We start from the raw sequence: 23699 nt of genomic DNA, 5'->3' as shown, positions 1-23699 counted from the left end.
GTTCATGGTGTCGCGGTTCCTCGCTTGAAAATGAGAGCCCCTCGCCGGTCAGGGCGAGGGGCGGGTGGATCAGCCGGCTTTCTTCAGCGGTTCGGCGGCGGCCTTGGCCGCGCCGGCCTGCAGCCAGGACATGCGCGCGCGCAGCTTGGCGCCGACCTGCTCGATCGGATGTTCCAGGTCCGCCTGCTTGAAGCGCTTGTAGTTCGGCAGGCCGGCCTGGTACTCGGCGATCCAGTTGCGGGCGAAGGTGCCGTCCTGGATGTCCTTCAGCACGTCCTTCATGCGTTCCTTGGTGCCGGCGTCGATCACGCGCGGGCCGCTCACGTAGTCGCCGTACTGCGCGGTCTCGGAGACGAACTCCAGCATGCGCGCGATGCCGCCTTCGTAGAACAGGTCCACGATCAGCTTCAGCTCGTGCAGCACTTCGTAGTAGGCGATCTCCGGCTGGTAGCCGGCTTCCACCAGCGTCTCGAAGCCGGCCTGCACCAGCGAGCTGGCGCCGCCGCACAGCACGGCCTGCTCGCCGAACAGATCGGTCTCGGTCTCTTCCTTGAAGTCGGTCTTGATCAGCAGCGCGCGGCCGCCGCCGATGCCGTCGGCATAGGCCTTGGCCTTCGCTTCGGCCTGGCCGGTGACGTCCTGATGGATGGCCCAGATGCTGGGCACGCCACGGCCGATCTCATACTCGCGGCGCACCAGCGCACCCGGGCCCTTCGGCGCCACCAGGATCACGTCGATGTCCTTGCGCGGCTCGATCTGCTTGAAGTGCACGTTGAAGCCGTGCGCGAACAGCAAGGCGGCGCCGGGCTTGATGTTCGGCTCGATCGCTTCCTTGTACAGCGTCGGCTGCACCATGTCGGGCGTCAGCACGGCGACCAGGTCGGCGCCGCGCACGGCTTCGCCCGGTTCGGCCACGTTGAAACCTTCGGCGCGGGCCTTCTCCCACGAGGGGCCGCCCTTGCGCAGGCCGACCACGACGTCCAGGCCGGAGTCGCGCAGGTTGAGGGCGTGCGCGCGGCCCTGGCTGCCGTAGCCGAGCACGGCGATGCGGGCATTGGCCAGCGTCGGGTTGGAGGTGGTGCTGCTCATGCGGTGACTCCTTCGGTAGCGGTGACGTGAACGTGTCGTGGGGTGGTGTCTGAAGCGGCCGGCGCGAGACCGGCGTTGGTGGTCGCGCCATCCGAGGCGGAGCCGACCAGGCGCGCGTACTTGGCCAGCGCGCCGTGGGTGACCTTGGGCGCCGGTGGCGTCCAGTGCTTGCGGCGCTCGGCCAGGTCGGCATCGGTCTCGATCTCGCGCAGGCCCGCATCGATGCGGATGCGGTCGCCATCGCGCAGCAGCGCGATCGGGCCGCCGCGCACCGCTTCGGGCGCCATGTGGCCGACCATGAAGCCGTGCGTCGCGCCGGAGAAGCGGCCATCGGTGATCAGCGCCACGTCGTCGCCCAGGCCACGGCCGATCAGCGCGGCGGTGACGCCGAGCATCTCGCGCATGCCCGGGCCGCCGGCGGGGCCTTCGTTGCGGATCACGATGACGTCGCCCTTGGCGATGCGGCCCTGCTGCACGGCGGCGAAAGCCTCTTCCTCGCTTTCGAACACGCGCGCGGTGCCTTCGAAATGCGTGGCGCCTTTGCCGGCGAGTTTGAGAATGCAGCCCTCGGGCGCGAGGTTGCCGTACAGGATGGAATAGCCACCGCGCGGCTTGAGCGGCTGGCTCACCGGCAGGATGACGTCCTGCGACTCCGCGCGCGGCGCCGCCGCGGCCTCGGCGAACAGGCTGCGGCCGGTGACCGTGGGCACGTCCTCCAGCATGCCGGCGGCGATCAGTTCCTGCGCTACACGTGCGCTGCCGCCGGCGCCGAACATCTCGACCGCGGTATAGCGCCCGCCCGGCAGCAGGTCGGCGATCACCGGCGTGTGCTTGGATGCGGGTTCGAAATCCTCCAGCGTCCACGGCGCGCCGGCTTCGCGCGCGATCGCCAGCAGGTGCAGCACCGCGTTGGTGGAGCCGGCGGTGGCGGCGACCATGCGCGCGGCATTGCGCAGCGAGGTGCGGTTGATCAGCGCGCGCGGCTTGCGCTGCTCGCGCAGGCAGTCCATCACCAGCTCGCCGCAGCGGCGCGCAGCGGCGGCCTTGGCCGGATGCGTGGCGGGGATGTCGTTGAAGCCCATCGGCGACAGGCCCAGCGTGGTCAGCACCATGGCCATGGTGTTGGCGGTGAACTGGCCGCCGCAGGCGCCCGCGCCCGGGCAGGCGTCGCGCTCGACCGCGGTCAGCTCGGCGTCGTCGATCTTGCCCGCGCCGTGCGCGCCCACCGCTTCGAACACCTGCTGGATGGTGATCGGATGGTTGTCGTGCGTGCCGTGCGCGATGGTGCCGCCGTAGAGCGCCACCGCCGGGATGTCCAGCCGCGCCATCGCCATCGCGGCGGCGGGGATGGTCTTGTCGCAGCCGCACAGCACCACCATGGCGTCGAGGCAGTGGCCGTCCACCGCCAGTTCGATCGAATCGGTGATCACCTCGCGGCTGATCAGCGAGGCGCGCATGCCCGGCGTGCCCATGGCGATGCCGTCGGTGACGGCGATGGTGTTGAACTCGACCGGCGTGCCGCCGGCGGCGCGGATGCCTTCGGCCACGTGCTCGGCCAGCTCGCGCAGGTTGAGGTTGCAGGGGCTGACGTTGGACCAGGTATGCACCACGGCGACCAGCGGCTTGGCGATGGCGCCGTCGTCCAGGCCGGTGGCGCGCAGCATGGCGCGCGCGGGGGCGCGGTCGGCGCCGGTCTTGATGAGGTCACTGCGCATTGAAACTCTCGATGGCGAAAGAAGGTGCTCCCCCTGCGCGCAGGGGCACGCGGGACAGGGCGCGGGGAGTGGCGGTCACCCGGGGCGGAGTGAGCGGCGCCCTCATATCCCGCTGCGCGCAGGGAGAAGCAGACGGCACGGAGGCCGCGCGGGCCTGAACCATGGGGGCATGGCTCAGCCGCACGCGCGGGCACCGCTGAAAAAGGCCTCTGAGTTGGCGACGTGCTCGTCCAGCGCCGCCACCACCGCTTCGCGGATCGCTGCGGTGCCGGCGTCGCCGCCGATGTCGCGGCTGCGCGGGCCGTGCTCCAGCACGTGCTCGATCGCCGCTTCCACCGCACCGGCCTCTTCCTCCAGGCCCAGCGAATGGCGCAGCAGCATCGCCGCCGACAGGATCGCGCCGACCGGATTGGCGACGCCCTTGCCGGCGATGTCGGGCGCGGAACCATGGATCGGTTCGTACAGGCCGCGCGCGCCTTCGCCCAGCGAGGCGGACGGCAGCAAACCCAGCGAGCCGGCCAGCGCAGCCGCCTCGTCGGTGAGGATGTCGCCGAACAGGTTCTCGGTAACGACGACGTCGTAGTTCGACGGCTGCGTCAGCAACAGCATCGCCATCGAGTCGACCAGCTGGTGTTCCAGCTTGACGTCCGGGTACTCGGCGGCGATGCGCTGCACGGTGCTGCGCCACAGGCGCGAGGTCTCCAGCACGTTGGCCTTGTCCACCGAAGTGACCTTGTGGCGGCGGCCGCGCGCCAGCTCGAAGGCGCGGCGCACGACGCGCTCGACTTCGGCCACGGTGTATTTGCACTCGTCAGTGGCCGTGTCGGCGGTGCGGGTCTTCGCGCCGAAGTAGGCGCCGCCGGTCAGCTCGCGCACGAACAGCACGTCGACGTTGCGCAGCTTGTCGTTCTTCAGCGGCGACAGCTGGGCCAGCGCCGGATGCACCTGCAGCGGGCGCAGGTTGGCGTACACGCCCAGCGCCGCGCGCAGCGCCAGCAGGCCCTGCTCGGGGCGCACCGGCGCGGACGGATCGGACCATTTCGGTCCACCCACCGCGCCGAGCAGCACTGCGTCGGCCGACTGGCATGCCGCCAGCGCGGCGGCCGGCAGCGGTTCGCCGGTGGCGTCGATGGCGCAGCCGCCGATCAGGTGTTCCTCGTATTCGAAGCTGTGGTCGTAATGGGCGGCGACGGCGTCCAGCACGGCCACGGCGGCGGCGGTGACTTCCGGGCCGACGCCGTCGCCGGGCAGGGTGACGATGCGGGCTTTCATGCGGCGTGCTCCAGTTGCTGTTCGTAACGGGTGATGGCGTCGGCGTGCTGCAGCAGGTAGCCCAGCTGGTCGACGCCGTTGAGCAGGCAGTGGCGGGCAAAGGGTTCGAGCTGGAAGCGGATGCGGCCGCCGTCGGGCAGGGCGATGTACTGCTCTTGCACGTCGATGGTCAGCTCGGTGCCGGGATGCGCGAGCAGCCAGCGGTGCTCGGCGTCGGACACCACGATGGCCAGCAGGCCGTTCTTCAGCGCGTTGTTGCGGAAGATGTCCGCGATCTCGCTGCACAGCACGGCCTGGATGCCGTAGTCGAGCAATGCCCACGGCGCGTGTTCGCGCGACGAGCCGCAACCGAAGTTGCGGCCGGCGACCAGGATCGAGCAGCCCTTGGCCTGCGGCTGGTTCAGCGGGAACGCCGGGTTGTCGCTGCCGTCGGGCAGGTAGCGCCAGTCGTGAAAGCACAGCTTGCCCAGGCCGGCGCGCTCGGTGGTGGTGAGGAAACGCGCGGGAATGATGCGGTCGGTATCGATGTTCTCGTCGGCGAGGACCGCGGTGCGGGAATGGATGCGGGTGATCGGTTTCATGCGGCGGCGGCCTCGTTCACGTACTCGCGCGGATCGGCGATGGTGCCGGCCACGGCGGATGCGGCGGCGGTGGCCGGGCTGGCCAGCACGGTGCGCGCGCCCTTGCCCTGGCGGCCTTCGAAGTTGCGGTTGGAGGTGCTCACCACCAGCTGGCCCGGCTGCGCCAGGTCGCCGTTCATGGCGATGCACATCGAGCAGCCCGGCACGCGCCACTCGGCGCCGGCCGCGGTGAACACGTGATGCAGGCCTTCGCGCTCCGCATCGCGGCGCACCGCTTCGGAGCCGGGCACCACCAGCATGCGCACGCCCTCGGCGACGCGGCGGCCGCGCAGGATCTCGGCCGCCTCGCGCAGGTCGGACAAGCGCGAATTGGTACAGCTGCCGATGAACACCACGTCCACCGGCGTACCCTGCATCGGCTTGCCGGGTTGCGCGTGCATGTACTCAAGCGCGCGGGTTTCCTGCGCGGTGCGCGCGGCCGGCACCGGCGCGTCCATGGCGATGGCCATGCCCGGATGGGTGCCGTAGGTGACCGTGGGCTTCACCTTGCTCGCGTCGACGCGCACTTCGCGGTCGTAGCGTGCGCCCTCGTCGGTGCGCAGTGCCTTCCACGTCGCCACGGCGGCGTCCCAGGCGGCGCCCTGCGGCACGCGCGGACGGCCCTTCAGCCAGGCGAAGGTGGTGTCGTCGGGAGCGATCAGGCCGGCGCGCGCACCGGCTTCGATGGACATGTTGCACACCGTCATGCGCTCTTCCATCGACATCGCTTCGATGGCTTCGCCGCGGTACTCGATGACGTGGCCGGTGCCGCCGTCGACGCCGATCTGGCCGATAATGTGCAGGATCAGGTCCTTCGCGCCCACACCCTTCGGCAGCTGGCCGTCGACGTGGATCGCCAGCGTCTTGGCCTTGCGCTGCAGCAGGCATTGCGTGGCCATCACGTGGCCCACCTCGGTGGTGCCGATGCCGAAAGCCAGTGCGCCGAACGCGCCATGCGTCGAGGTGTGGCTGTCGCCGCAGACGATGGTCATGCCCGGCTGCGTGGCGCCCAGCTCGGGGCCGATCACGTGCACGATGCCGCGCTCGCTGCTGTCCCAGCCGTGCAGTTCGACGCCGAACTCGCGGCAGTTGGCTTCCAGCTGCGCGACCTGGGCCTTGGCCTCGTCGTTCGCGTACGGGCGCTCGCCCTTGTCGTCGGCCGGCAGCGTGGGCGTGGAGTGGTCCAGCGTGGCCAGCGTGCGGTCCGGGCGGCGCAGCTTCAGGCCGCGCTCGCGCAGTTCGCTGAAGGCCTGAGGCGAGGTGACTTCGTGTACCAGGTGCAGGTCGATGTACAGGATCGCGGGTGTGTCGGCCGTTTCGGGCGCGACCAGGTGCGCGTCCCACAGCTTCTCGAACAGAGTGCGTGCAGTCACAGCACTGCCTCCTGGGCGGGCTCTTGTTGAAGAGTGCGGCCATGGATGGCCGCTTTTTGATCTTCGCGGTCATGGATGACCGCACCAGTTATGGGCGTCAGCCAACCCCAGCGGTCGTCGGTGCTGCCGTCGAACAGGCCGAAGAAGGCTTCTTGCAATGCACGGGTGACGGGACCGGGACGGCCGGTGCCAACGGGCTTGCGGTCGACCGAACGCACCGGCGTGATCTCGGCAGCGGTGCCGGTCATGAACACTTCGTCGGCGGTGTACAGCGCTTCGCGCGGCAGGTCGCGCTCCTCGACCTTGATGCCCAAGTCCTCGGCCAGGGTCATCACCGTGTCGCGCGTGATGCCGGCCAGGATGCCCGCGCTGGTCGGCGGGGTCAGCAGCTTGCCGTTCTTCACCACGAACACGTTCTCGCCGGCGCCTTCGCTCAGCAGGCCGTTGTGGCCGAGCGCGATGCCTTCGGCGTAGCCGCCGCGGCGCGCTTCCAGGCCGATCAGCTGGCTGCTCAGGTAATTGCCGCCGGCCTTGGCCCAGCTCGGCACGGTATTCGGTGCCGGGCGCTGCCACGACGACACGCAGACGTCCGCGCCGTGTTCGCGCGCATCGCCCAGGTACGCCCCCCATTCCATGGCCATGATGGCCACGTCCACCGGCGCGCCGGGCTTGGGCAACACGCCAAGGCCGCCGGCGCCGCGGAACACGATTGGGCGCACGTAGGCCGAGCCCATGCGGTTGGCGCGGATCACTTCCATGCAGGCGGCGTTGATCTCGTCCTCGGTGTAGCCGATCTCGATCTCGTACACGCGAGCCGACTCGAACAGCCGCCGGGTGTGGTCGGCGAGACGGAAATAGGCCGGGCCCTGCGGCGTCGCATACACGCGCTCACCCTCGAACACCGAGGAACCGTAGTGCAGCGCGTGGGTGCTGACGTGGACGGTGGCTTCGGTCCACGGCTTGATGTGGCCGTTGTGCCAGAGGAAGGGCGTGGTCATGCGGTGACTCCTTGGGCTTGCGGTTGCGCGGCGGGCGCCGGCGGCGCCTGTCGCTCGATGCGGTTGACGATGGAAAGCGCGGCCAGCGCGGTGGCCTCGACGATGTCCGTGCTCACGCCGTTGCCGCGCCAGTCGCGTGCGGCGTGGCGGGCGGTGAGCTGCGCCTGGCCTTGCGCGTCGCCGCCTTCGCTGACGGCGCGTACCTGGAATTGGGTCAGCTCCAGGTCGGTGCCGGTGGCGCGCTCTATCGCGCGCAGCACGGCGTCGACAGGGCCGTCGCCGATGGCGGCCTCGCCGATGTCACGGCCGTCCTCGTGGGCCAGCCGTACCGAGGCGGAGGCGCTGCCGCCGAGGTGCGATGCGGTGTTCAGCTGCACGAGGCGCCAGGGGCCGGTGGCGTCCGGATCGTGGCCCAGCGCCAATGCCTCCAGGTCCTCGTCGTGGATCTCGCGCTTCTTGTCGGCGAGGGTCTTGAAGCGCGCGAAGATCCCTTCCATCGCCGCCTCGTCCGGGCTGTGGCCCAGCGACTGCAGGCGCGAACGCAAGGCATGCCGGCCGGAATGCTTGCCCAGCACCAGCTTGGTCTCGCCCATGCCGACGTCCTGCGGACGCATGATTTCGTAGGTGCCGCGGTGCTTGAGCATGCCGTGCTGATGGATACCCGACTCGTGCGCGAACGCGTTGTCGCCGACGATGGCCTTGTTGCGCGGCACGGCCTGGCCGGTGAGCTGGGTCAGCAGGCGCGAGGTGTGGAACAGGCGGCGCGCGTCGATGCGCGTATCCACGCCGAAGTAAGGACCGCGCACGCGCAGCGCCATCACCACTTCCTCCAGCGAGGCGTTGCCGGCGCGCTCGCCGATGCCGTTGATGGTGCATTCGACCTGGCGCGCGCCCGCGCTCACCGCGGCGAGGCTGTTGGCGACCGCCATCCCCAAATCGTCGTGACAGTGGGAGGAAAACACCACGCGCTCGGCGCCTTTCACGTGCTTGCGCAGGTAGGCGAAGCGTTCGGCGATCTCGGCCGGCGTGACGTAGCCAACGGTGTCCGGTGCGTTCACCGTGGTGGCGCCGGCGGCGATGGCCGCACTGAACACCTCGGCCAGGTAGTCCGGCTCGGTGCGCATCGCGTCCTCGGCGGAGAATTCGACTTCGTGGCACAGCGCCTTCGCGCGCTCGACGGCGGCGATGGCGGTATCGATCACCTGCTGCTTGCTCATGCCCAGTTTGTGTTCGCGATGCAGCGGACTGGTGGAGAGGAACACGTGGATGCGCGAATGGTTCGCCGCTTCCAGCGCGCGGCCTGCGGTATCGATGTCGGCCGCCTGGCAGCGCGCCAGGGCGCAGACCGTGGCGTGCCGGACGGCCTTGGCGATCTCGGCGACGGCGGCGAAATCATCCGGCGAGGCCTGCGGGAAACCCGCTTCCATGACGTCGACGCCAAGCGCTTCGAGCGCATGCGCCATGCGCAGCTTGGCGCGACGGTCCATACCGAAGCCGGGCGCCTGTTCGCCGTCGCGCAGGGTGGTGTCGAAGATGCGCACGCGATCGTCGGCTACTACGCCGTCCTCGCTGCTGTCGTTGCTCTGCTGGGTTTCGTGGTTCATGTCGGCTCCGCTGCTGGCGCTTCGCCGAGGGCAACAAAAAACCCCGCATCCTTGTCGGGTGCGGGGTTCTTTGGGGTATCTAGGTCAGTTTTGCTTTACCTGGACACACGCCCTCAGCCCGCACCTCCGTTGGTAATAAGGAGTACGAGTACAAGGGCAAGAAGGAGGTTGCCGCGAAGGCGCAGCAGGCCGGGAGGCGTCGGTGGACGGCTCTTCTCGGGGGTGCTGGCGGTGGTGTTGCGATGCGACATGCAGTCGACCCTAAGGGCGCTCAAAGGGTCTGTCAACAGTTTCTTGTGTAATGATCGAAAAAAGTTTGCTCGATCACATTTAGACGTCCAGATGGCTGGATGCGGACGTTCGCCATTCGCGGCCGCACGCAAACGGCATACCGGCGCGTACGTGGAAACCCCTGGAAATCCAGCGGAACGGCACACAATAGGCCGGAGGATCGGTAGGCAATCCACCACGGATCAGCAGCTTGCCGCGATTGGTACGGCGGCTTTCGACGGCGCCGGCGGAGGCGTTACGACACCGCGGAAGCACCCGTCCATGGGGTCCCGCGACGACTGCCGCGGAGCACAAAACCCGTCGATCGCGCTCAAGCAGGCCAGGAACTCCCGCGGCGAAGCCGGCAGGCATGGCGGCGCCGCGTTCAATGCGGAATCGCGCGACGAAACCCACTTATCCCAATCGGCGCGCCTGCTCGGGGCCGCACACTTCCGCGCCCTCGCCGAGCAGCCATGCCTTCAGTGCCGCGTCGGTGGCTTCGAGCGGTTCGGCTTGCGCCGGCCGGTCGAGCATGGCCGCGAGCGCGGGTGGTACCGGCACGGTGCGCCCGATCAACGGCTCGATCACGCTCTCGAATTTGGCCGGGTGCGCGGTGGCGACCACGGCCCAGTCCGCCTGGCGGTCGCGCTGCTCGAACCGATGCATGGCCGTGGCGGTGTGCGGGCAGAACACCTCGCCCCGCGTCGCATGCCTGAGCACCGTGGCGCAGATGGTCGCGTCGTCCACGCTATGCGAGGAAAGCTGCTGGCGCAGGTCCGCGTCGTAGGGAAAGGTCCAGCGCAGGCGCTCGAAATTGCTGGGTGCGCCCACGTCCATCGCATTGGCCAGCGTCGCCACGGCCGGGCGGGCGGCGTAGGCGGCGCCGCCGAAGTAGTCGGGCAGCGTCTGGTTGGCATTGCAGGCCAGCTCGATCTCGCCGACCGGCAGTCCCATCTCGCGCACCCATACGCAGGCCAGCGCGTTACCCAGGTTGCCGGTGGGCACCACGAAGTTGAGGGGCCGCCCATGCTCGCGCTGCCACTGCAGCGAGGCGTGCGCGTAGTAGGCCATCTGCGGCAGCAGGCGGCCCAGGCTGATGCTGTTGGCGGAGGACAGCGGCCGGCGCGCCTGCAGCCCGGCATCGTTGAGTGCGGCCTTGACCATGCGCTGGCAGTCGTCGAAGCGGCCGGCCACCCGCAGCGCGCGTACGTTGTCGCCGAAGCAGCCGAGCTGGTGGGCCTGGCGCGGGGAAACGAGTCCGTCCGGATAGAGAATCACCACTTCCACCCCGGGCTGGCGGTGGAATGCCGCGGCCACCGCGGCGCCGGTATCGCCGGAGGTGGCGACCAGGATGGTCAGCGGCGGTTCGTCGGGCTTGCGCAGGCGCCGGAAGCAGCTGGCGAGAAAGCGCGCGCCGAAATCCTTGAAGGCGGCGCTGGGGCCGTGGAAGAGCTCCAGTACTGCCACACCCGGGTGCTGTCCCAGCGGGCGCAGCGGTGCGTCGAAGGCGAAGGCTTCGGCGCAGATGGCCGGCAACTCCGCGGCCAGCGCGTGGCCGACGAAGAACGGCCGCAGCAACCGCGTCGCGGTGTCGGCCAGGCTGCCGCGGGGATCGAAATCGGCCGGGTCGAGCCGGGGCAGCGCCTCGGGGACGTAGAGCCCGCCATCCGGCGCCAGTCCCGCGGCGATCGCCTCGCCGATGCCGGCGCCGGGCGCGAGGCCGCGCGTGCTGCGGTAGAGCAGGGGTTCGCTCATGCGTCTTGCTCCGCCGGGACCAGTGCCGCGGCCGGTCCGTTGATGGGCGACACCAGCACGTCGCTGGCCATCCCTGCGTCGGCGAAGGCGGCGGCCATGGCCGCCGCTGCCGCCTGGGCTTCCTCGCGCCGCTCGAACCAGCCGAACACGCTGGGTCCCGCGCCGGAAATGCTGGCACCCAGGGCGCGATGATCCATCGCAGCCTGCTTCACCCGCGCGAAACCGGGGATCAGCGGCGCGCGGCGCGGTTCCACCAGCACGTCGCTCAGGCCCTCGCGGACCAGGGCGGCGTCGCCGCGCCAGCAGCCGGCGAGCACCAGCGAGAGGTTGGCGCTCTGCGCGACGAATTCCTTCAGCTCGTAGGCCCCGGCCAGTGCGGCGCGCGCCTTGCGCGTCTCCAGCACCATGTGCGGGTGGACCAGCGCGCAATGCCAGGCGTCCGGCACCGGCACGCGCACCAGGCGGTCCCGCGTGGCCAGCACCAGGCCACCGAGCAGCATGGGACCCACGTTGTCGCCGTGGCGGCCGCCGCTGGCCACGGCCTCGCCTTCCAGCGCAAAGCCGTAGAGCGATTCGGCCAGCAGCGGGCGTTCCAGCAAGGCATTGGCAGCCACCAGCGCGGCCACGCAGGAGGAGGCCGAGCCGCCCATGCCGGAACCCAGCGCGATGCCTTTGTGCAGCACCAGCTCGAAGCCGTGGCGCAGGCCCAGGGCCTTGCGCAGCGCCATCAGCGCCATGCCGGCGGTGTTCTTCGCCGCATCCAGCGGCAGGTCCTCGACGCAGCCCTTGATGGCGGCGATGCGCACCACCGGCTCGTCGATGCGTCGCACCTCGGCGCGGTCGCCGGCGCCGGCCACGCTATGGCCGAGAATGTCGAAGCCGACGCCCACGTTGCCGACACTGGCCGGCGACAGGGCGTGGGCGGAAAGAGCGCGGCGGGGGGAGCGGGCCATCGGTTCCAATGCCAGTTGAGCGTTCATGCGCGCGCCTCCAGCGACTCGGCGATGCGCAGCAGGTCGCCGAACACACCCGCGGCCGTCACTTCCGGCCCGGCGCCCGGTCCCTGCACCAGGAGCGGATTATCGTGGTAACGGCGCGTGGTGAATTGCACCACGTTGTCGGTCAGCCGCGTGTGCGCGAAGGGGTGGGATGCGGGCAGCACGGCCAGCTTCACGCTGGCGCGGCCGTCGCGGTCCAGGCTGGCCACGTGGCGCAGCACACCGCCTTCGGCGCGGGCGCAGGCCAGCTGCGCGGCCATCGGGGCGTCGAGTTCGTCCAGGTGGTCCATGAAGGTTTCGGCGTCGAGCGCGGCAAGGTGCGCGGGGACGAGGCTCTGCACTTCGACGTCGTCCAGCGACAGTGCCCAGCCGGCTTCGCGGGCCAGGATCACCAGCTTGCGCGCCACATCCAGGCCGGACAGGTCGTCGCGCGGATCGGGTTCCGTGTAGCCGAGCGCGTGTGCCTCACGCACCAGCGCGGAAAACGGCCGGTTGCCGTCGTGGCGGTTGCACAGCCAGGCCAGGGTGCCGGAGAACATGCCGTCGACGGCGAGCAGCTCGTCGCCGGTGTCCAGCAGATCGCGCAGCGTCTGCACCACCGGCAGGCCGGCGCATACCGTGGCTTCGTAGCGGAAGCGCGAGCCGGTACCGCAGGCCGCGCGGATCGCCTGCCAGCGCTCCAGCGGGCCGCTGCCGGCCAACTTGTTGGGCGTCACCACGTGCACGCCTTCGGCGAGCCAGTGCGGGTAGTGCGAGGCCACTTCGTCGTTGGCGCTGCAGTCGATCAGCATCGCGTGCCGGCCATCGTCGCCGAGCACGTGGCGCGCGAACTGGCGCAGGTCCGTGGGGCGCCAGATCTGGGCGCGATCGCAGCGGTAGTTGAGGTCCGGGTCGTCGCAGTCCAGCCACATGCGGCGGCTGGCGGCGACACCGCGCAGCTTCAGTTCCAGGCCGGCCTCGGCGAGGCGGGCTTGCGCCGCACGCAGCTGAGTGAGCAGGGCGCTGCCGACACGACCGGGGCCGATCAGACCCACGGCCAGCATGCGGCGACGTGGAGTGGTCGTCGGCAGCGCCCGGGCAAGCAGGGGCTGTTTGGGATGTTCCAGCTGAGGGGCGAGGGCGTTCACGATGGCTCCTTGGTGTGGAGCCCCGTCTCGTTCGGCGGTTCGGAGTGGCCCGGCCCGCCTCTTCGAGGGGCGGGGCCGTTGCGTCTGAGAGAAGTTACTCGCGCGCGGACACCCACCCGTGGCCGGTGGTACCGGTACCGGTGGTAATGATCGCGGTGGAGAAAAGCATGGCGCCGGCCAGCGGCACGCGCCCGGCGGACACCGGGATCGAAAACATGCGTGCGGGCGAATGAAGAGGCGACATGGATCCGACCATACGGGCCATGCTGCGCCGCAGTCAACAGGTGCAAGTGAAACTTTGTGCCTGTCAGCCCGTGTCAGCTGGCACATGGCGCGGCGAAGTGCGCGCCGGCGGGCGGCGCCATGTCGCGGCGCGATATGCGCGCCTGTCCACGCCGCTGACGTTGCGGATCGCGCCGGCGCCTGACGCAGGCGTAACGGCCCGGCGTGTTGAATGCGCGGACCTGTCGAATGGAGGGAGACCCATGAACAAGCGCATCGGCAACGTCGCGGCGGCCGGCCTGGCCATCGTCCTCGGTCTAGGCTGCAGTACGGGCAGCGCGCAGGACCTCGGCAAGCTAGGCGGCATGCTCGGCGGCGGCGGTGGCTCGATGAGTTCCGGCAGCATGGGCAATGTCGCGGGCCTGCTGCAGTACTGCGTGAAGAACAACTATCTCGGCGGCGATTCGGGGGCGACGGGCATCAAGGACCAGCTGCTCGGCAAGCTCGGCGGCGCAGGCAAGTCACCCGGCAGCGGCGATGACGCTTCTGCGGGCGGCAACGACATGCTCGGCAAGCTGATGGGCGGGAAAAAGAAGAAATCCGCCACGACGCCTTCTGGCGGCGATCCCACCCGCGACCCGGCTTATCTCAGCGGCGCCAGCGGCATTCTCCAGGGCAGCAATGGCAAGAGCCTGGACCTGTCGAAAGTGGGCGGCGGTTCGAGCGATCTGAAATCGCAGCTCACCACCAAGGTGTGCGACACAGTGTTGAAGCAGGGGAAGGGGTTTCTGGGGATGTGAGGCGCCGTTGATTGCAGTCCTTCTTTCTTCAGGGAGAAGGTGGCAGTCCGGCGGGGAATCCCCTTGGTCACGGGCGGATGAAAGTGCGGGACTCGCGGGATAGTGGCGACGAAGCGGGCGGGCTTCTATGCGTCCGCTTTTACGCTCCGTAGGTTCCCCTCACCCCGGCCCTCTCCCCGTAGGGGAGAGGGCGCTGGAGGTGGGCGCGGGCTCTTACTTGGACAGGTCGATCGCGTAGATGGCCGTGCCGTCGCCGTGGTCCTTCACCTGGCGCACGTTCTTCACGCCCGCCTCCTGCGCCACGGCTTCCTTGCCCGCGGCACCCTTGAAGACTACCGGGCCGTGCGTCTTCACCGGCGCGAAGCGCCATGACGGCTTCGGCAGGGCGTTCGCGTCGAGCGTGCGCTGGCGCGCCAGCCACTTGGCGAGGATTTCGCGCGTGCCGTCCGGCGCGGAGAGCACGATGTTCTTGCCGTCCAGGCCGGGGAAGTTACCGCCGCCGCTGGCGCGGTAGTTGTTGGTCACCACCACGAACGGCTGCTTCGGGTCCACCTTCTTGCCCTTCCAGCGCAGGTCGACGATGCGCTGGCCGGCCGGCTTGGTCACGTCGATGACGTAGCCGATGTCGCCCTGTAGCTGGTCGAAGTTGTAGCCGGGCATGCGGTCGTTGAGCAGCGGCTGTTCCGCCGTCGACGCCGGGTCGATGCGGTTGAAGCGCTCGGCGGATTTTTCCAGCCACGCCTTCAGGCCCGCGCCGTCGGTCTGCACTGCGGTCAGGGTGTTCGGATAGAAGTACAGATCGGCGGCACTGCGCAGGCTGAGCGGGCCGACGGGCACGTCGGTGTAATCGTCCGGGCCGCCGAAGCCGGTGCGGAACGCGGCCGCGGCCGCGACGACCGGCACGCCAGCCAGCTCCGGATGCGTCTTGGGCAATTCGGCTTGCACGTAATCGCGTTCCGCCGCGTTCACCACCGACAGCGCCGTCATGTTGCCCACGTCGGCGAAGTAGCTGCTCAGGCGCAGGCGCGTCTCGCCGATCGGCGTGTTGACGTGGGCCACGGCCGCCTCGTGCGCCTTGGCCGTCAGCGGCGCGATGGCCGGGTCGGCCGGCACGCAGTCGTTCTTCTTCGCGCAGATCGGGCGCACTTCGCTGTGCGTGCCGTCCTTGTCGATCGCCCAGCGGCCATCGCGGCGCGCCAGGGCCAGCTTGACCACGCCGAGGTCCTTGCCGAAGAAGCCCGCCATGACCGCGGGCGTGCCGCGCACGAAGCCGCGATCGGCGTCGACGTCCTGCATGCCCTTGTAATGCGGACCGGGGAATTCGGTATGCGAATGGCCCAGCAGCAGCACGTCGATGCCCGGCACCGCGGCCAGGTACCAGCCGCCGTTTTCCATGTCGGACGTGTAGGTCGCCGTGTTCAGTCCGCCGTGCAGCACCGCCACGACCAGGTCCGGGTGCTGCGCCTGCAGCTCCGGCAGATACTTCTTCGCCGCCTCGACCACGCCGGTCACGGTGACCTTGCCTTCGAGGTTCTGCTTGTCCCATTCCAGGATCGGCGGCGGCGTGAAGCCGATGATGCCCACGCGCAGCGGCACGCTGCGCTTGCTGCCGTCGGGCGTGGCGACCTGGATGGATTTCTCGACCACCGCCCACGGCTTGAAGATCGGCTGGCCGTCGCGCGCGCTGAACACATTGGCCAGCACCAGCGGGAAATGCGGCCCGGCGCAGCGGTCGGAGCGGCCGCCGTCGACGTTCATCGGCGTGCCGGTGACCTGCGACAGGAACGGCAGGCCGTAATTGAACTCGTGGTTGCCGGCCGTGCCGCCGTCGTAGCCGATGGCGTCCATCGCGGCGTACATCGCCAGTTCTTCGTTGCAGCCCACTGGCTTGACCTGGGCCTGGTAGTCGGCCAGCACGCTGCCCTGGATGGTGTCGCCGCTGTCGAACAGGAAACTGTTGGGGAATTCCCGGCGGGCCTGGCGGATCAGGGTCGCGGTGCGCTCGTAGCCCACCGTCGCATCCGGCTTGAGCTTGTAATAGTCGTAGCTCAGTACGTTGGAATGGATGTCGGTGGTCTCCAGGATCGCCACCTCGGCGCGGCTGCCATCCGGCAGGCGATCGGGCCGCGCGGCCTGGCCGGCGCAACCCGAGAGCACGGCGGCGGTGAGGAAAGCGAGGGGGAGGCGGCGGAGCGGCATGGCGGATTCCCTGGAACAAGACAAGCCGCGCAAGCTAGCAGATCGGCATGGCGGAAGACGCCTCCCGAGGGCAGGCAACGGCGGCTGAACCCTTTCGCCGCGCGGACGGGCCGTTACCTCTGGTTCTGTCTGTGAAGGAAATGAGAACGTAAGATGGCGCCCACATGACACACCGGCCGGAACAGGGGGCCACGCGCAACATGCAGAGACTGTCGCTTCGCTTCACGCGCAGCAGTGTGGCGTGGCTGTGCGCGACCCTGTTCTTCGCCGGCTGCGTGCGCGCCACGGCCGGCCAGGAGCCGGTGCTGCAGCAGCAGAGCTTCGTGTTCGCGCTGATGCTGTGCACCTTCGGCGTGCTGCTGTTCGCCTTCGCCCGCGTGGCCACCGCTCTGGTGGTCAGCGGTGCGCTGTTCCTCGGGCTGGACTTCATCTCCGAACTCAAGCAGCAGTACCTCGACGCGCCATTGATGCCGTCGGACTTCGTTTACTACCTGCGCTCCAGCCTGGTGGAGACGCTGGCCCACTACCCGCACCTGTGGGAGCTGGCCCTGAGCGTGGCGGTGCTGGTGCCGCTGGGGCTGTGGCTGGTGTGGCGCGGCGACCGTCCGATGTTGCGCGGTTTGTCGCGATCGAAGGCGCTGGCCGTGCGGGTGGGCGGCGTCGTAGCGTGCGCGCTGGCGTTCTGGATCTGCTTGCTGCCGGTGGGGCCGTTCGGCCAAGTGCATGCCAGGAATGCCTGGCAGAAGTTGTCCGACGACGCGCAGCTCACCAACTTCTTCGTCAACCTGCAGGACTCGAACGTCTCCCTCCCGGAGATGACCGACGACGCCCTCGCCGAGCAGGAGTGGGGCGCCACCGCGCACGGCGGTGTCGCTCCCGTGCAGACGCCCTATCCGGACATCGTCCAGGTGCTGGAGGAGAGCACGTTCGACCCGTCGAACTTCGCCGCCTGCAACGTGCCGCAGTGCCGCGTGCAGATGTTCAAGGCGGACAAACGCACCGTCGCCCACGGCCCGTTGCGCGTGCATACCTTCGGCGGCGGTACCTGGGTCAGCGAATTCGCCGTGCTCACCGGCATGCCGCAGGACATCTTCGGCCCCGGCGGCATGTATGCGCCCTACGTACTCTCGCCGCACGTGCGCGACTCGCTGCCGCAGCAGCTGCAGCGGCTGGGTTACCTCACCGTGGCGATCTACCCGACCAACGGCGCCTTCCTCAACGGCCGCAACGCTTATACGGCCTACGGCTTCGAGCAGTTCTACGACGCCAAGGACCTGGGCCTGGAGGAATGGGAGGAAAGCGATGCGCAGATGTTCGATGCGGCCAAGCGCGTCTACGACAAGGTGAAGAAGCCGGGCCAGCCGGTCTTCATGATGATCCTCACCCTTCAGCAGCACGGCCCGCACGACCTGGACCCGCTGTCCTCGCTGCCCGCGCCGTTCAACCGCGGCCTGCTCAAGGGCCTGCCGGAAAAGCCGGCGCTGAACTTCAATACCTACCTGTCCAACCTGCACGACTCCGACGTGGCGATGGCCGGCCTGGAAAAGAACTTCCTGGACCGCCCCGAACCCACGGTACTGATGCATTTCGGCGACCACCAGCCGTCGTTCAACGGCCTGATCCGCGAAATGGTGCGCAGCTGGCCGGCGCCGCTGCAGCCATACAAGGACTACCTCACCTACTACATGATCAAGAGCAACATCCCCGGCCGCCGCCTGCCGGACTACCCGATGCTCGACATCGCGCACCTGCCCAACATGGTGCTGCAGGCCGCGGGCGTGCCGATGGACCCGTACTTCTCGGCCGCCACCGTGCTGCGCGAGCGCTGCAAGGGCTTGTACAACGATTGCATCGACCAGGACCTGCTGAAGTCATACCACGCGTGGACGTTCAACCACCTGCACGTGTACGAAGAATGACGTAGGTAGGGGTGAGCCGAAGGCGAACCCCAACGCTCGCGGCGCCAGGCGAAGTTGCAAACGTTGGGGCTCGCCTTCGGCTCACCCCAACTTACGCCAGCAATTTCAGTGGCGGTCCGGCTTGGCGTAATCGAAGTACGTCCAGCGTTTCCCATCGCTTTCCAACTGCTTCAGCTGCAAGGTGAAGCTGTAGCTCGTCGCCGGTAGGGCGCTGCCGTCCACGCGCTGCACTTGCAGGCCGGAAGCGGCCTGCGACGGGTGCAGTTCCGCCGGCGCGACGCGATAGGCGTCCGCGCTCTTGCCCAGCGCGCCGCTGAGCGCCTCGTGCAGCACGCGCCCCTGGGCCTGCGGCAGCTTCAAGCCGAGCAATGCGGCGATGGTCGGCGCCACGTCGACGTTGCCGCTCGGCAGCGCATCGCGGAAACCGCCACGGAAACCCGGGCCGGCGGCCAGCAAGGTGTTGTGCACGTCGATCGGGCTGAAGCTGCCGTGCTCGCCGCGTTCGCTGGGCGATTCAGGGAAGACGGTCGAGTACTCGGTGCCACGGAAACCCTGGATGGTCGCATCGGCATCCCAGGCGTAGCTGACGATGATGTCCGGACCGCGCGGCGCGTTCTCCAAATGCACGTTCTCGGCCGGTAGCGTGCCGGGGACGTCGCCGTAACGCTTGGCGACGAACACCGCCGCGACGTATTCGCGCGACTGCAGGAAGCGCACGGCGCGCTTCACCACTTCAGGGTTGTGCTCCGGCTGGTAGAAATATTCGGTGCCGCCGTTCGGTGCGAGCACCAGCGAACCCTTGGGCAACGCCTGGGGCACGACGTAGCTCGGCGTGGTGTACGGCATGGGCTTGCCGCACACGCGGCCGTCGTCGTCGTAGCGCGTCGGCATCAGTTGCGAACCGTCGGCGCGGAGGCCGGTCATCACCGGCGAGTACACGCAGCCGAGGCCATCGAAGGCCGGAATGCCCGCGCGCGTGGTCAGCTCGTGCGCCATACGGATGCCGCCGGAGACCGAGTAACCCCAGTCGTTGTCGACGCCGGCCACGCGGCCATCGTTGATCTGCCGCAGCGGAAACAGGTCGCGCGGGCCGGCAATGTTGCTGTGGCCGTGGTCGGACACCACGATGATGTCGGTGTCTTCGGCCATGCCCAGTTCGCGCAGCTTCGCTTCCAACTGTCCGAGCAACGCGTCCTGCGCCTGCAGCGCGAGGTGGAATTCCGGCGAACCCACGCCGTAGACGTGCTGGGTGGTATCGGGATTGCGCATCCACACCACGCTCAGGTCCGGCTTGTGGCGGGGCAGCACTTCCTCCAGATAGACCTTCATCATCCACGCGTTCGCCGCGGTGGGTGGCGTGTCGCCGCCGGCCGTGGCATCGCTGGTGACGCCGTCCTTGAGCTTGGCGGGCTTGCCGCGTTCGGTGGGATCTTCTTCTTCGCTGCGCAGGGCGACTTCACCTTCAGCATAGGTACCGGGCGTGGTCTTGGGCAGCGGATAGCCCGCCTGCTGCAGTTCCTTGGCGAAGGACAGCGGCAACGCGGTCTTCTCGTCGAGCAGCAGGCCCACCTTGTCGGGATCGCCCTGGTTCGGCAGGCGGTAGTTCTGCAGGAAGGCCGCGCCGGACTTGCCGATCGCCGCGGTCTTCAGCCCTGCCTTCTGCGCAGCCGCGAACAGCGTGGGCAGTTCGAGCAGATCGCCCTTGCTGGCCTTGTCGATGGCGCGCAGCACGAGGTCGTCTTCCACATAGACCGGCTGGCGGAAATCGACCTCCTTGCCATCGGCGGTACGCGCCCTGGGCAGCACCTTCAGGCCGGTCTCGGGCACAGCCCAGAAGCGGTTGCCGTAGAAGCCGAGCGTGCCGGGGAAGCTGCCGGTGGCGAAGGTCGATGCGTTCGCCATGGTAAAGGTGGGGTAGGTCGAGTGGTTGTCCTCGAACCAGGTGCCCCGCTTGGCCAGCGCGGCCAGGTTCGGCGTGTCCTCCTCGCTCACGGCATCCGGCCGCATGCCGTCCCATACGAAGAGGATGACCCGATGCGGCGCCGCGAAAGCCGGGCTTGCGGAAACCGCCGCCAGCAGCGCGGCAGCCGCGGCCTTGCACAGGGCGCGGCGGTAGGACAGGAGCATGGGGGAACCTCGGGTGGCGAACGGACCAAGCCGGCCATGCTGGGCGAGGCATGTTGCAGTTTGGTGTCCATGCGGCGAGGGCGCCGCCATCGCCGATGTCGCAAGTTCATGGCGGTCGCGCAGGGAGCGCGCGTTCGATCATGGGCTGGCGCAGACCCGTTGCGATCTGCGCAGCCGGCAAGCCGCCTGGGCGGATCAGCGCTCGACGCGCGGCTTGCCGCCGATCCAGGTCTCGTGCACCACGAACCCGTCGTCCAGCACGGCGAAATCCGCCCGCTGTCCCGCCACGATGCGTCCAAGCTGGCGTTCCAGCCCCAGCCAGGCGGCCGGGTAGGCGCTGGCCATGCGCGACGCTTCCGGCAAGGGAATGCCCACCATCTCCACCAGGTTGCGCACGCCGGTGGCCATGTCCAGCGCGGATCCGGCGAGCACGCCGTGATCGTTCTGGCAGATACCGTCGCGGGCGGTGATGGTTTCGCCGTTGAGCACGTAGCTGGGGTCGTCCGAACCGACCGGCGGCATGGCGTCGGTGACCAGCACGCTCTTGCCGCGCGCCTTGGCGGCGATGGCGACGCGCAGGCTCACCGAGTTCACGTGGTGCCCATCGACGATCAGGCCGCACCAGCTGTGCGGATCGTCCAGCGCTGCGCCGACCACGCCGGGTTCGCGGCTGCCCAGCGGCGTCATCGCGTTGTAGAGATGAGTGAAGCCGCTGACGCCCGCGTCCAGCGCGGCGCGCGTGGTGGCGTAGTCGGCTGCGGTGTGGCCGGCAACCACGATCACGCCCGCGGCCGTGAGCTGGTGGATGGTGTCCAGCGGCACGCGCTCGGGCGCGAGCGTCATCATCACCACGCCGCGGCGCCTGGCCAGCAGCGCGGCGAGATCGGCGGTGTCGGGCACGCGGAAGAGATCGGCGTTGTGGATGCCCTTGCGCGCGGGTGCGAGGAACGGGCCTTCCAGATGGATGCCGAGGATGCCCGGCACGCCCTGCTCGATCGCCGCATCCACCGCGTCCAACGCGGCATGCATCACTTCGGCGGTATCGGTGATCAGCGTGGGCAGCAGGCCGGTAGTGCCGAACTTGCGATGCGCCTCGGCGATGCCGCGCAGCGTCTCCACGGTCGGCGCGGCATTGAACAGCAGGCCGCCGCCGCCGTTGACCTGGACATCGACGAAGCCCGGCAGCAGCAGGCGGCCCCGCAGGTCGTGCGGCTTCGCGCCGGCGACCAGGGCATCGTCCGCCGGTACCACCGCTTCGATGCGCTCGCCGCGCACCAGCACGGCCAGGCCGTCGCGCAGGCCGTGGTCCGCCATGACGCGGCCATTGACCAGGGCAGTAAGGGGCTGCGTCGCGCTCATCAAACGGTCTCCGTCACCTTGCGCAGGTGCGGCGGCACGTCGGGATCGAAGCCGCGCGCCAGCGCGAGCGCACTGGCTGCGCGGTAGAAGCTCTGCACGGCCAGCAGCGGCGTCACGATGGAGTCCACGCCCGCAGGCAGCGGCAGCGCATCGGCGCCGCTGGCGCCGGGTTTGGCGACCCACACGCGTGCGCCGCGAGAGCGGAATTCCTCGGCGACCGCGAGCGTGCTATCGAGCGTGTCGTCCCCCTGCGCGAAGAACAGCACGGGAAAACCTTCGCCCACCAGCGCCATCGGGCCGTGCTTCACTTCCGCGGCGCTGAAGGCTTCGGCGTGCAGGCCGCAGGTTTCCTTGAGCTTGAGCGCCGCCTCCAGCGCGGCGCCGAAGCCATAGCCGCGGCCCACGACGAAAAGGTTCTGCTTGTCGCGCAGACCATCGCTCAGCGCGCTCCAATCCGCGTCCCAGCCGCGGCGCAGGTCGGCCGGAAGGCGTGCGATGTCGGCATGCAGCGTGTCATCGCCACTCCAATGGGCGGTGAGCTGCAGGATCGCAGCGAGCGTGGCGAGATAGCTTTTGGTCGCGGCCACGCTCACTTCCGGGCCGGCCTTCAGCGGAATCACGGTGTGCGCGAGGGCCGCCAGCGGCGAGTCCTCCACGTTGACCATCGCCACCACCAGTGCGCCGGCTTCCTTGGCCGCCTGCGCGCTGCGCAGCAGGTCGGGGCTCTTGCCCGATTGCGAGATGGCCAGGAACAGCGTGTCGTCCAGCTTCAGGTCGACATCGTAGATGGAGGCGATCGACGGCGACGCCGATGCGGTGATCAGGCCCAGCTTCGTCTCGAATACGTATTTCGCATAAGCCGCCGCATGATCGGAACTGCCGCGCGCGCAGGTGACGATGAACCGCGGCGGCTGCGCGCGCAGGCGTTCGCCCAGCCCCTTCAGCACGTCGGCATTGGCAGCGAGCTGGCGCTCGACCACGTCGGCGGCCTCGTGGGCTTCGCGGTACATCAGGGTGTCACTGGCTTGCTTCATGGATGGCGTTCTCGATGGCGTGCAGAAAGCCGCGCGAACTCACTTGCGCGGCTCGCCCGCGCGGGGCGGGGCGTTTTTGGGGGAGTGCTTGGGTGTGTTGTTCTTCGGTGGGGCGGTCGAGCCGCGCACCACCAGCTCGGGGATGAAGCATTCGTTCGGCGGCTCCGCCGCGGCGTCGCCGTTCTCGCGCTGCAGGTCGGCCATCAGATGCAGCGCCGCGTGGCGGCCGATCTCGCCGGTGGACTGCCGCGCGGTGGTCAGCGCCGGCCAGGCCTGCTTGGAGAACGGACTGTCCTCGAAACCGGCGATGGACAGGTCCCACGGCACGTCCAGCCCGCTGGAGCGGGCGGCGGCGAGCACGCCGGCGGCAATTTCGTCGTTGCTGCCGAAGATCGCGGTCGGCGGATCCTTCAGCGCCAGCAGCTTGCGCGCTCCGCGGAAACCGTCGTCGAAGGCGTAACGGCCGGGCAGCACCAGCTTCTTGTCCAGCGCGATGCCGTAGTCCTTGAGTGCGTCCGCATAGCCCTGGTAGCGCTCCGGGCTGGAGCGGTGGTGCGGTTCGCCCCAAAGGAAACCGATGCGCTTGTGGCCGAGCTGGATCAGGTGTTCGGTGATCGCATAGGCCGCGCTGCGGTCGTCCACGTAGACGCAGGGAGAGCCATCGTGCGGATCGTCGCGCGAGGAAATGATCCGCACGAAGTCGATGCCGTGCTTGGCAAGCGTGGTGACCAGGTCGGTCTGCTCGGACATCGGCGGCGCGAGCACCAGGCCGGCGAGGCGGTTGCGCTCGACCAGCCCGATCAGCTCTTTCGCCAGGCCGGGCGACGAGGAGTCGCAAGGGTGGATCTGCAAGCCGAAGCCGCGCTCGCGGCAGGCCGACAGCACGCCTTCCTGCATGCTGATCACGTAGTGCGCGTTGGGATTGTCGTAGACCAGGCCGATCGCGTACGCATGCGTGCTGCGCAGGCCGCGCGCGGAAGGGTTGGGCTGGTAGCCGAGCGCCTCGATCGCGCGCTCCACCTTCTCACGCGTGTCGGCGCGCACCGAAGCCTCGCGGTTGATCACGCGGGAGACCGTCTTCAGCGAGACGCCGGAGGATTTGGCGACGTCCTTGATGGTGGGGTTGCGCAACGCGGAAACTCCGGGGGAAACAGGACGGGCATCGTAGCCCAGCAGCTTGCGGCGAGGATGGCGGAGCCGTGACGACCGGCCCCGCCC

Annotated in this window: 18 protein-coding genes; 2 read left to right on the top strand and 16 right to left on the bottom strand. The window is 69.1% G+C overall.

Going from position 1 to position 23699, the window contains the following annotated elements; all coding sequences use genetic code 11:
• Positions 1 to 69: 69 nt before the first annotated feature.
• The 11 genes from ilvC to RKE25_RS00170 all read right to left on the bottom strand — a co-directional run bounded on the left by ilvC (position 70) and on the right by RKE25_RS00170 (position 13065).
• A complete protein-coding gene (ilvC, locus tag RKE25_RS00220) occupies positions 70 to 1089 on the bottom strand; it encodes a ketol-acid reductoisomerase (protein WP_311840268.1) in 1020 nt (339 codons plus the stop codon).
• Positions 1086 to 2804: a dihydroxy-acid dehydratase gene (ilvD, locus tag RKE25_RS00215; protein WP_311840267.1), complete on the bottom strand. Its 1719-nt coding sequence runs from the start codon at positions 2802 to 2804 to the stop codon at positions 1086 to 1088. Before ilvD ends, ilvC begins: the two co-directional genes overlap by 4 nt.
• Before the next feature lie 174 nt (positions 2805 to 2978).
• A complete protein-coding gene (leuB, locus tag RKE25_RS00210; RefSeq protein WP_311840266.1) occupies positions 2979 to 4076 on the bottom strand; it encodes a 3-isopropylmalate dehydrogenase in 1098 nt (365 codons plus the stop codon).
• Positions 4073 to 4657: a 3-isopropylmalate dehydratase small subunit gene (gene leuD / locus RKE25_RS00205; protein ID WP_311840265.1), complete on the bottom strand. Its 585-nt coding sequence runs from the start codon at positions 4655 to 4657 to the stop codon at positions 4073 to 4075. The genes leuB and leuD overlap by 4 nt, the downstream gene beginning before the upstream one ends.
• Positions 4654 to 6069 carry a 3-isopropylmalate dehydratase large subunit gene (leuC, locus tag RKE25_RS00200; protein WP_311840264.1) on the bottom strand — a complete coding sequence of 472 codons (1416 nt, stop codon included), beginning with the start codon at positions 6067 to 6069 and terminating at the stop codon, positions 4654 to 4656. Before leuC ends, leuD begins: the two co-directional genes overlap by 4 nt.
• A complete protein-coding gene (locus RKE25_RS00195; RefSeq protein WP_311840263.1) occupies positions 6066 to 7067 on the bottom strand; it encodes a branched-chain amino acid transaminase in 1002 nt (333 codons plus the stop codon). The genes leuC and RKE25_RS00195 overlap by 4 nt, the downstream gene beginning before the upstream one ends.
• Positions 7064 to 8671, bottom strand: a complete 1608-nt coding sequence (locus tag RKE25_RS00190; protein WP_311840262.1) for a 2-isopropylmalate synthase — start codon at positions 8669 to 8671, stop codon at positions 7064 to 7066. Before RKE25_RS00190 ends, RKE25_RS00195 begins: the two co-directional genes overlap by 4 nt.
• A 684-nt stretch (positions 8672 to 9355) precedes the next feature.
• Entirely contained in the window at positions 9356 to 10696 is a 1341-nt protein-coding gene (thrC, locus tag RKE25_RS00185) for a threonine synthase (protein WP_311840261.1), read from the bottom strand.
• Positions 10693 to 11676, bottom strand: a complete 984-nt coding sequence (locus tag RKE25_RS00180) for a homoserine kinase (RefSeq protein WP_311840260.1) — start codon at positions 11674 to 11676, stop codon at positions 10693 to 10695. Before RKE25_RS00180 ends, thrC begins: the two co-directional genes overlap by 4 nt.
• On the bottom strand, positions 11673 to 12737 hold the full coding sequence (locus RKE25_RS00175; protein WP_311842459.1) for a homoserine dehydrogenase: 1065 nt from the start codon (positions 12735 to 12737) through the stop codon (positions 11673 to 11675). Before RKE25_RS00175 ends, RKE25_RS00180 begins: the two co-directional genes overlap by 4 nt.
• A gap of 178 nt (positions 12738 to 12915) precedes the next feature.
• Positions 12916 to 13065 carry a hypothetical protein gene (locus RKE25_RS00170; protein WP_311840259.1) on the bottom strand — a complete coding sequence of 50 codons (150 nt, stop codon included), beginning with the start codon at positions 13063 to 13065 and terminating at the stop codon, positions 12916 to 12918.
• 241 nt (positions 13066 to 13306) lie between these two features.
• Between RKE25_RS00170 and RKE25_RS00165 the strand changes: the two genes are divergently transcribed.
• Positions 13307 to 13843 carry a DUF2501 domain-containing protein gene (locus RKE25_RS00165; protein WP_311840258.1) on the top strand — a complete coding sequence of 179 codons (537 nt, stop codon included), beginning with the start codon at positions 13307 to 13309 and terminating at the stop codon, positions 13841 to 13843.
• 213 nt (positions 13844 to 14056) lie between these two features.
• Here the strand turns inward: RKE25_RS00165 and RKE25_RS00160 are convergent, their stop codons facing one another.
• Positions 14057 to 16042 carry a bifunctional 2',3'-cyclic-nucleotide 2'-phosphodiesterase/3'-nucleotidase gene (locus RKE25_RS00160; protein ID WP_311840257.1) on the bottom strand — a complete coding sequence of 662 codons (1986 nt, stop codon included), beginning with the start codon at positions 16040 to 16042 and terminating at the stop codon, positions 14057 to 14059.
• 200 nt (positions 16043 to 16242) lie between these two features.
• Between RKE25_RS00160 and RKE25_RS00155 the strand changes: the two genes are divergently transcribed.
• Entirely contained in the window at positions 16243 to 17961 is a 1719-nt protein-coding gene (locus RKE25_RS00155) for a sulfatase-like hydrolase/transferase (RefSeq protein WP_311840256.1), read from the top strand.
• 105 nt (positions 17962 to 18066) lie between these two features.
• Here RKE25_RS00155 and RKE25_RS00150 read toward each other — a convergent pair whose 3' ends face one another.
• The 4 genes from RKE25_RS00150 to RKE25_RS00135 all read right to left on the bottom strand — a co-directional run bounded on the left by RKE25_RS00150 (position 18067) and on the right by RKE25_RS00135 (position 23612).
• Complete coding sequence (locus RKE25_RS00150; protein WP_311840255.1) at positions 18067 to 20088, bottom strand: alkaline phosphatase family protein; 2022 nt, start codon at positions 20086 to 20088, stop codon at positions 18067 to 18069.
• A gap of 195 nt (positions 20089 to 20283) precedes the next feature.
• Positions 20284 to 21447 (bottom strand): N-acetylglucosamine-6-phosphate deacetylase, encoded by a 1164-nt coding sequence (gene nagA, locus RKE25_RS00145; RefSeq protein ID WP_311840254.1) that lies wholly within the window; start codon positions 21445 to 21447, stop codon positions 20284 to 20286.
• Positions 21447 to 22481 carry an SIS domain-containing protein gene (locus tag RKE25_RS00140; protein ID WP_311840253.1) on the bottom strand — a complete coding sequence of 345 codons (1035 nt, stop codon included), beginning with the start codon at positions 22479 to 22481 and terminating at the stop codon, positions 21447 to 21449. Before RKE25_RS00140 ends, nagA begins: the two co-directional genes overlap by 1 nt.
• Before the next feature lie 39 nt (positions 22482 to 22520).
• Positions 22521 to 23612 (bottom strand): LacI family DNA-binding transcriptional regulator, encoded by a 1092-nt coding sequence (locus RKE25_RS00135; protein ID WP_311840252.1) that lies wholly within the window; start codon positions 23610 to 23612, stop codon positions 22521 to 22523.
• Positions 23613 to 23699: the final 87 nt, after the last annotated feature.

Origin of the sequence: Dyella sp. BiH032, assembly GCF_031954525.1 — a bacterium.
Taxonomy (GTDB): domain Bacteria; phylum Pseudomonadota; class Gammaproteobacteria; order Xanthomonadales; family Rhodanobacteraceae; genus Dyella_D.
This window is presented reverse-complemented; position numbering and strand designations above follow the sequence as displayed.

Coding starts and splice junctions, on each gene's coding strand:
- ilvC (WP_311840268.1), bottom strand. CDS start 1,089: ATGAGCAGCACCACCTCCAACCCGACGCTGGCCAATGCCCGCATCGCC.
- ilvD (WP_311840267.1), bottom strand. CDS start 2,804: ATGCGCAGTGACCTCATCAAGACCGGCGCCGACCGCGCCCCCGCGCGC.
- leuB (WP_311840266.1), bottom strand. CDS start 4,076: ATGAAAGCCCGCATCGTCACCCTGCCCGGCGACGGCGTCGGCCCGGAA.
- leuD (WP_311840265.1), bottom strand. CDS start 4,657: ATGAAACCGATCACCCGCATCCATTCCCGCACCGCGGTCCTCGCCGAC.
- RKE25_RS00195 (WP_311840263.1), bottom strand. CDS start 7,067: ATGACCACGCCCTTCCTCTGGCACAACGGCCACATCAAGCCGTGGACC.
- RKE25_RS00190 (WP_311840262.1), bottom strand. CDS start 8,671: ATGAACCACGAAACCCAGCAGAGCAACGACAGCAGCGAGGACGGCGTA.
- thrC (WP_311840261.1), bottom strand. CDS start 10,696: ATGAGCGAACCCCTGCTCTACCGCAGCACGCGCGGCCTCGCGCCCGGC.
- RKE25_RS00180 (WP_311840260.1), bottom strand. CDS start 11,676: ATGAACGCTCAACTGGCATTGGAACCGATGGCCCGCTCCCCCCGCCGC.
- RKE25_RS00175 (WP_311842459.1), bottom strand. CDS start 12,737: ATGCTGGCCGTGGGTCTGATCGGCCCCGGTCGTGTCGGCAGCGCCCTG.
- RKE25_RS00170 (WP_311840259.1), bottom strand. CDS start 13,065: ATGTCGCCTCTTCATTCGCCCGCACGCATGTTTTCGATCCCGGTGTCC.
- RKE25_RS00165 (WP_311840258.1), top strand. CDS start 13,307: ATGAACAAGCGCATCGGCAACGTCGCGGCGGCCGGCCTGGCCATCGTC.
- RKE25_RS00160 (WP_311840257.1), bottom strand. CDS start 16,042: ATGCCGCTCCGCCGCCTCCCCCTCGCTTTCCTCACCGCCGCCGTGCTC.
- RKE25_RS00155 (WP_311840256.1), top strand. CDS start 16,243: ATGCAGAGACTGTCGCTTCGCTTCACGCGCAGCAGTGTGGCGTGGCTG.
- RKE25_RS00150 (WP_311840255.1), bottom strand. CDS start 20,088: ATGCTCCTGTCCTACCGCCGCGCCCTGTGCAAGGCCGCGGCTGCCGCG.
- nagA (WP_311840254.1), bottom strand. CDS start 21,447: ATGAGCGCGACGCAGCCCCTTACTGCCCTGGTCAATGGCCGCGTCATG.
- RKE25_RS00140 (WP_311840253.1), bottom strand. CDS start 22,481: ATGAAGCAAGCCAGTGACACCCTGATGTACCGCGAAGCCCACGAGGCC.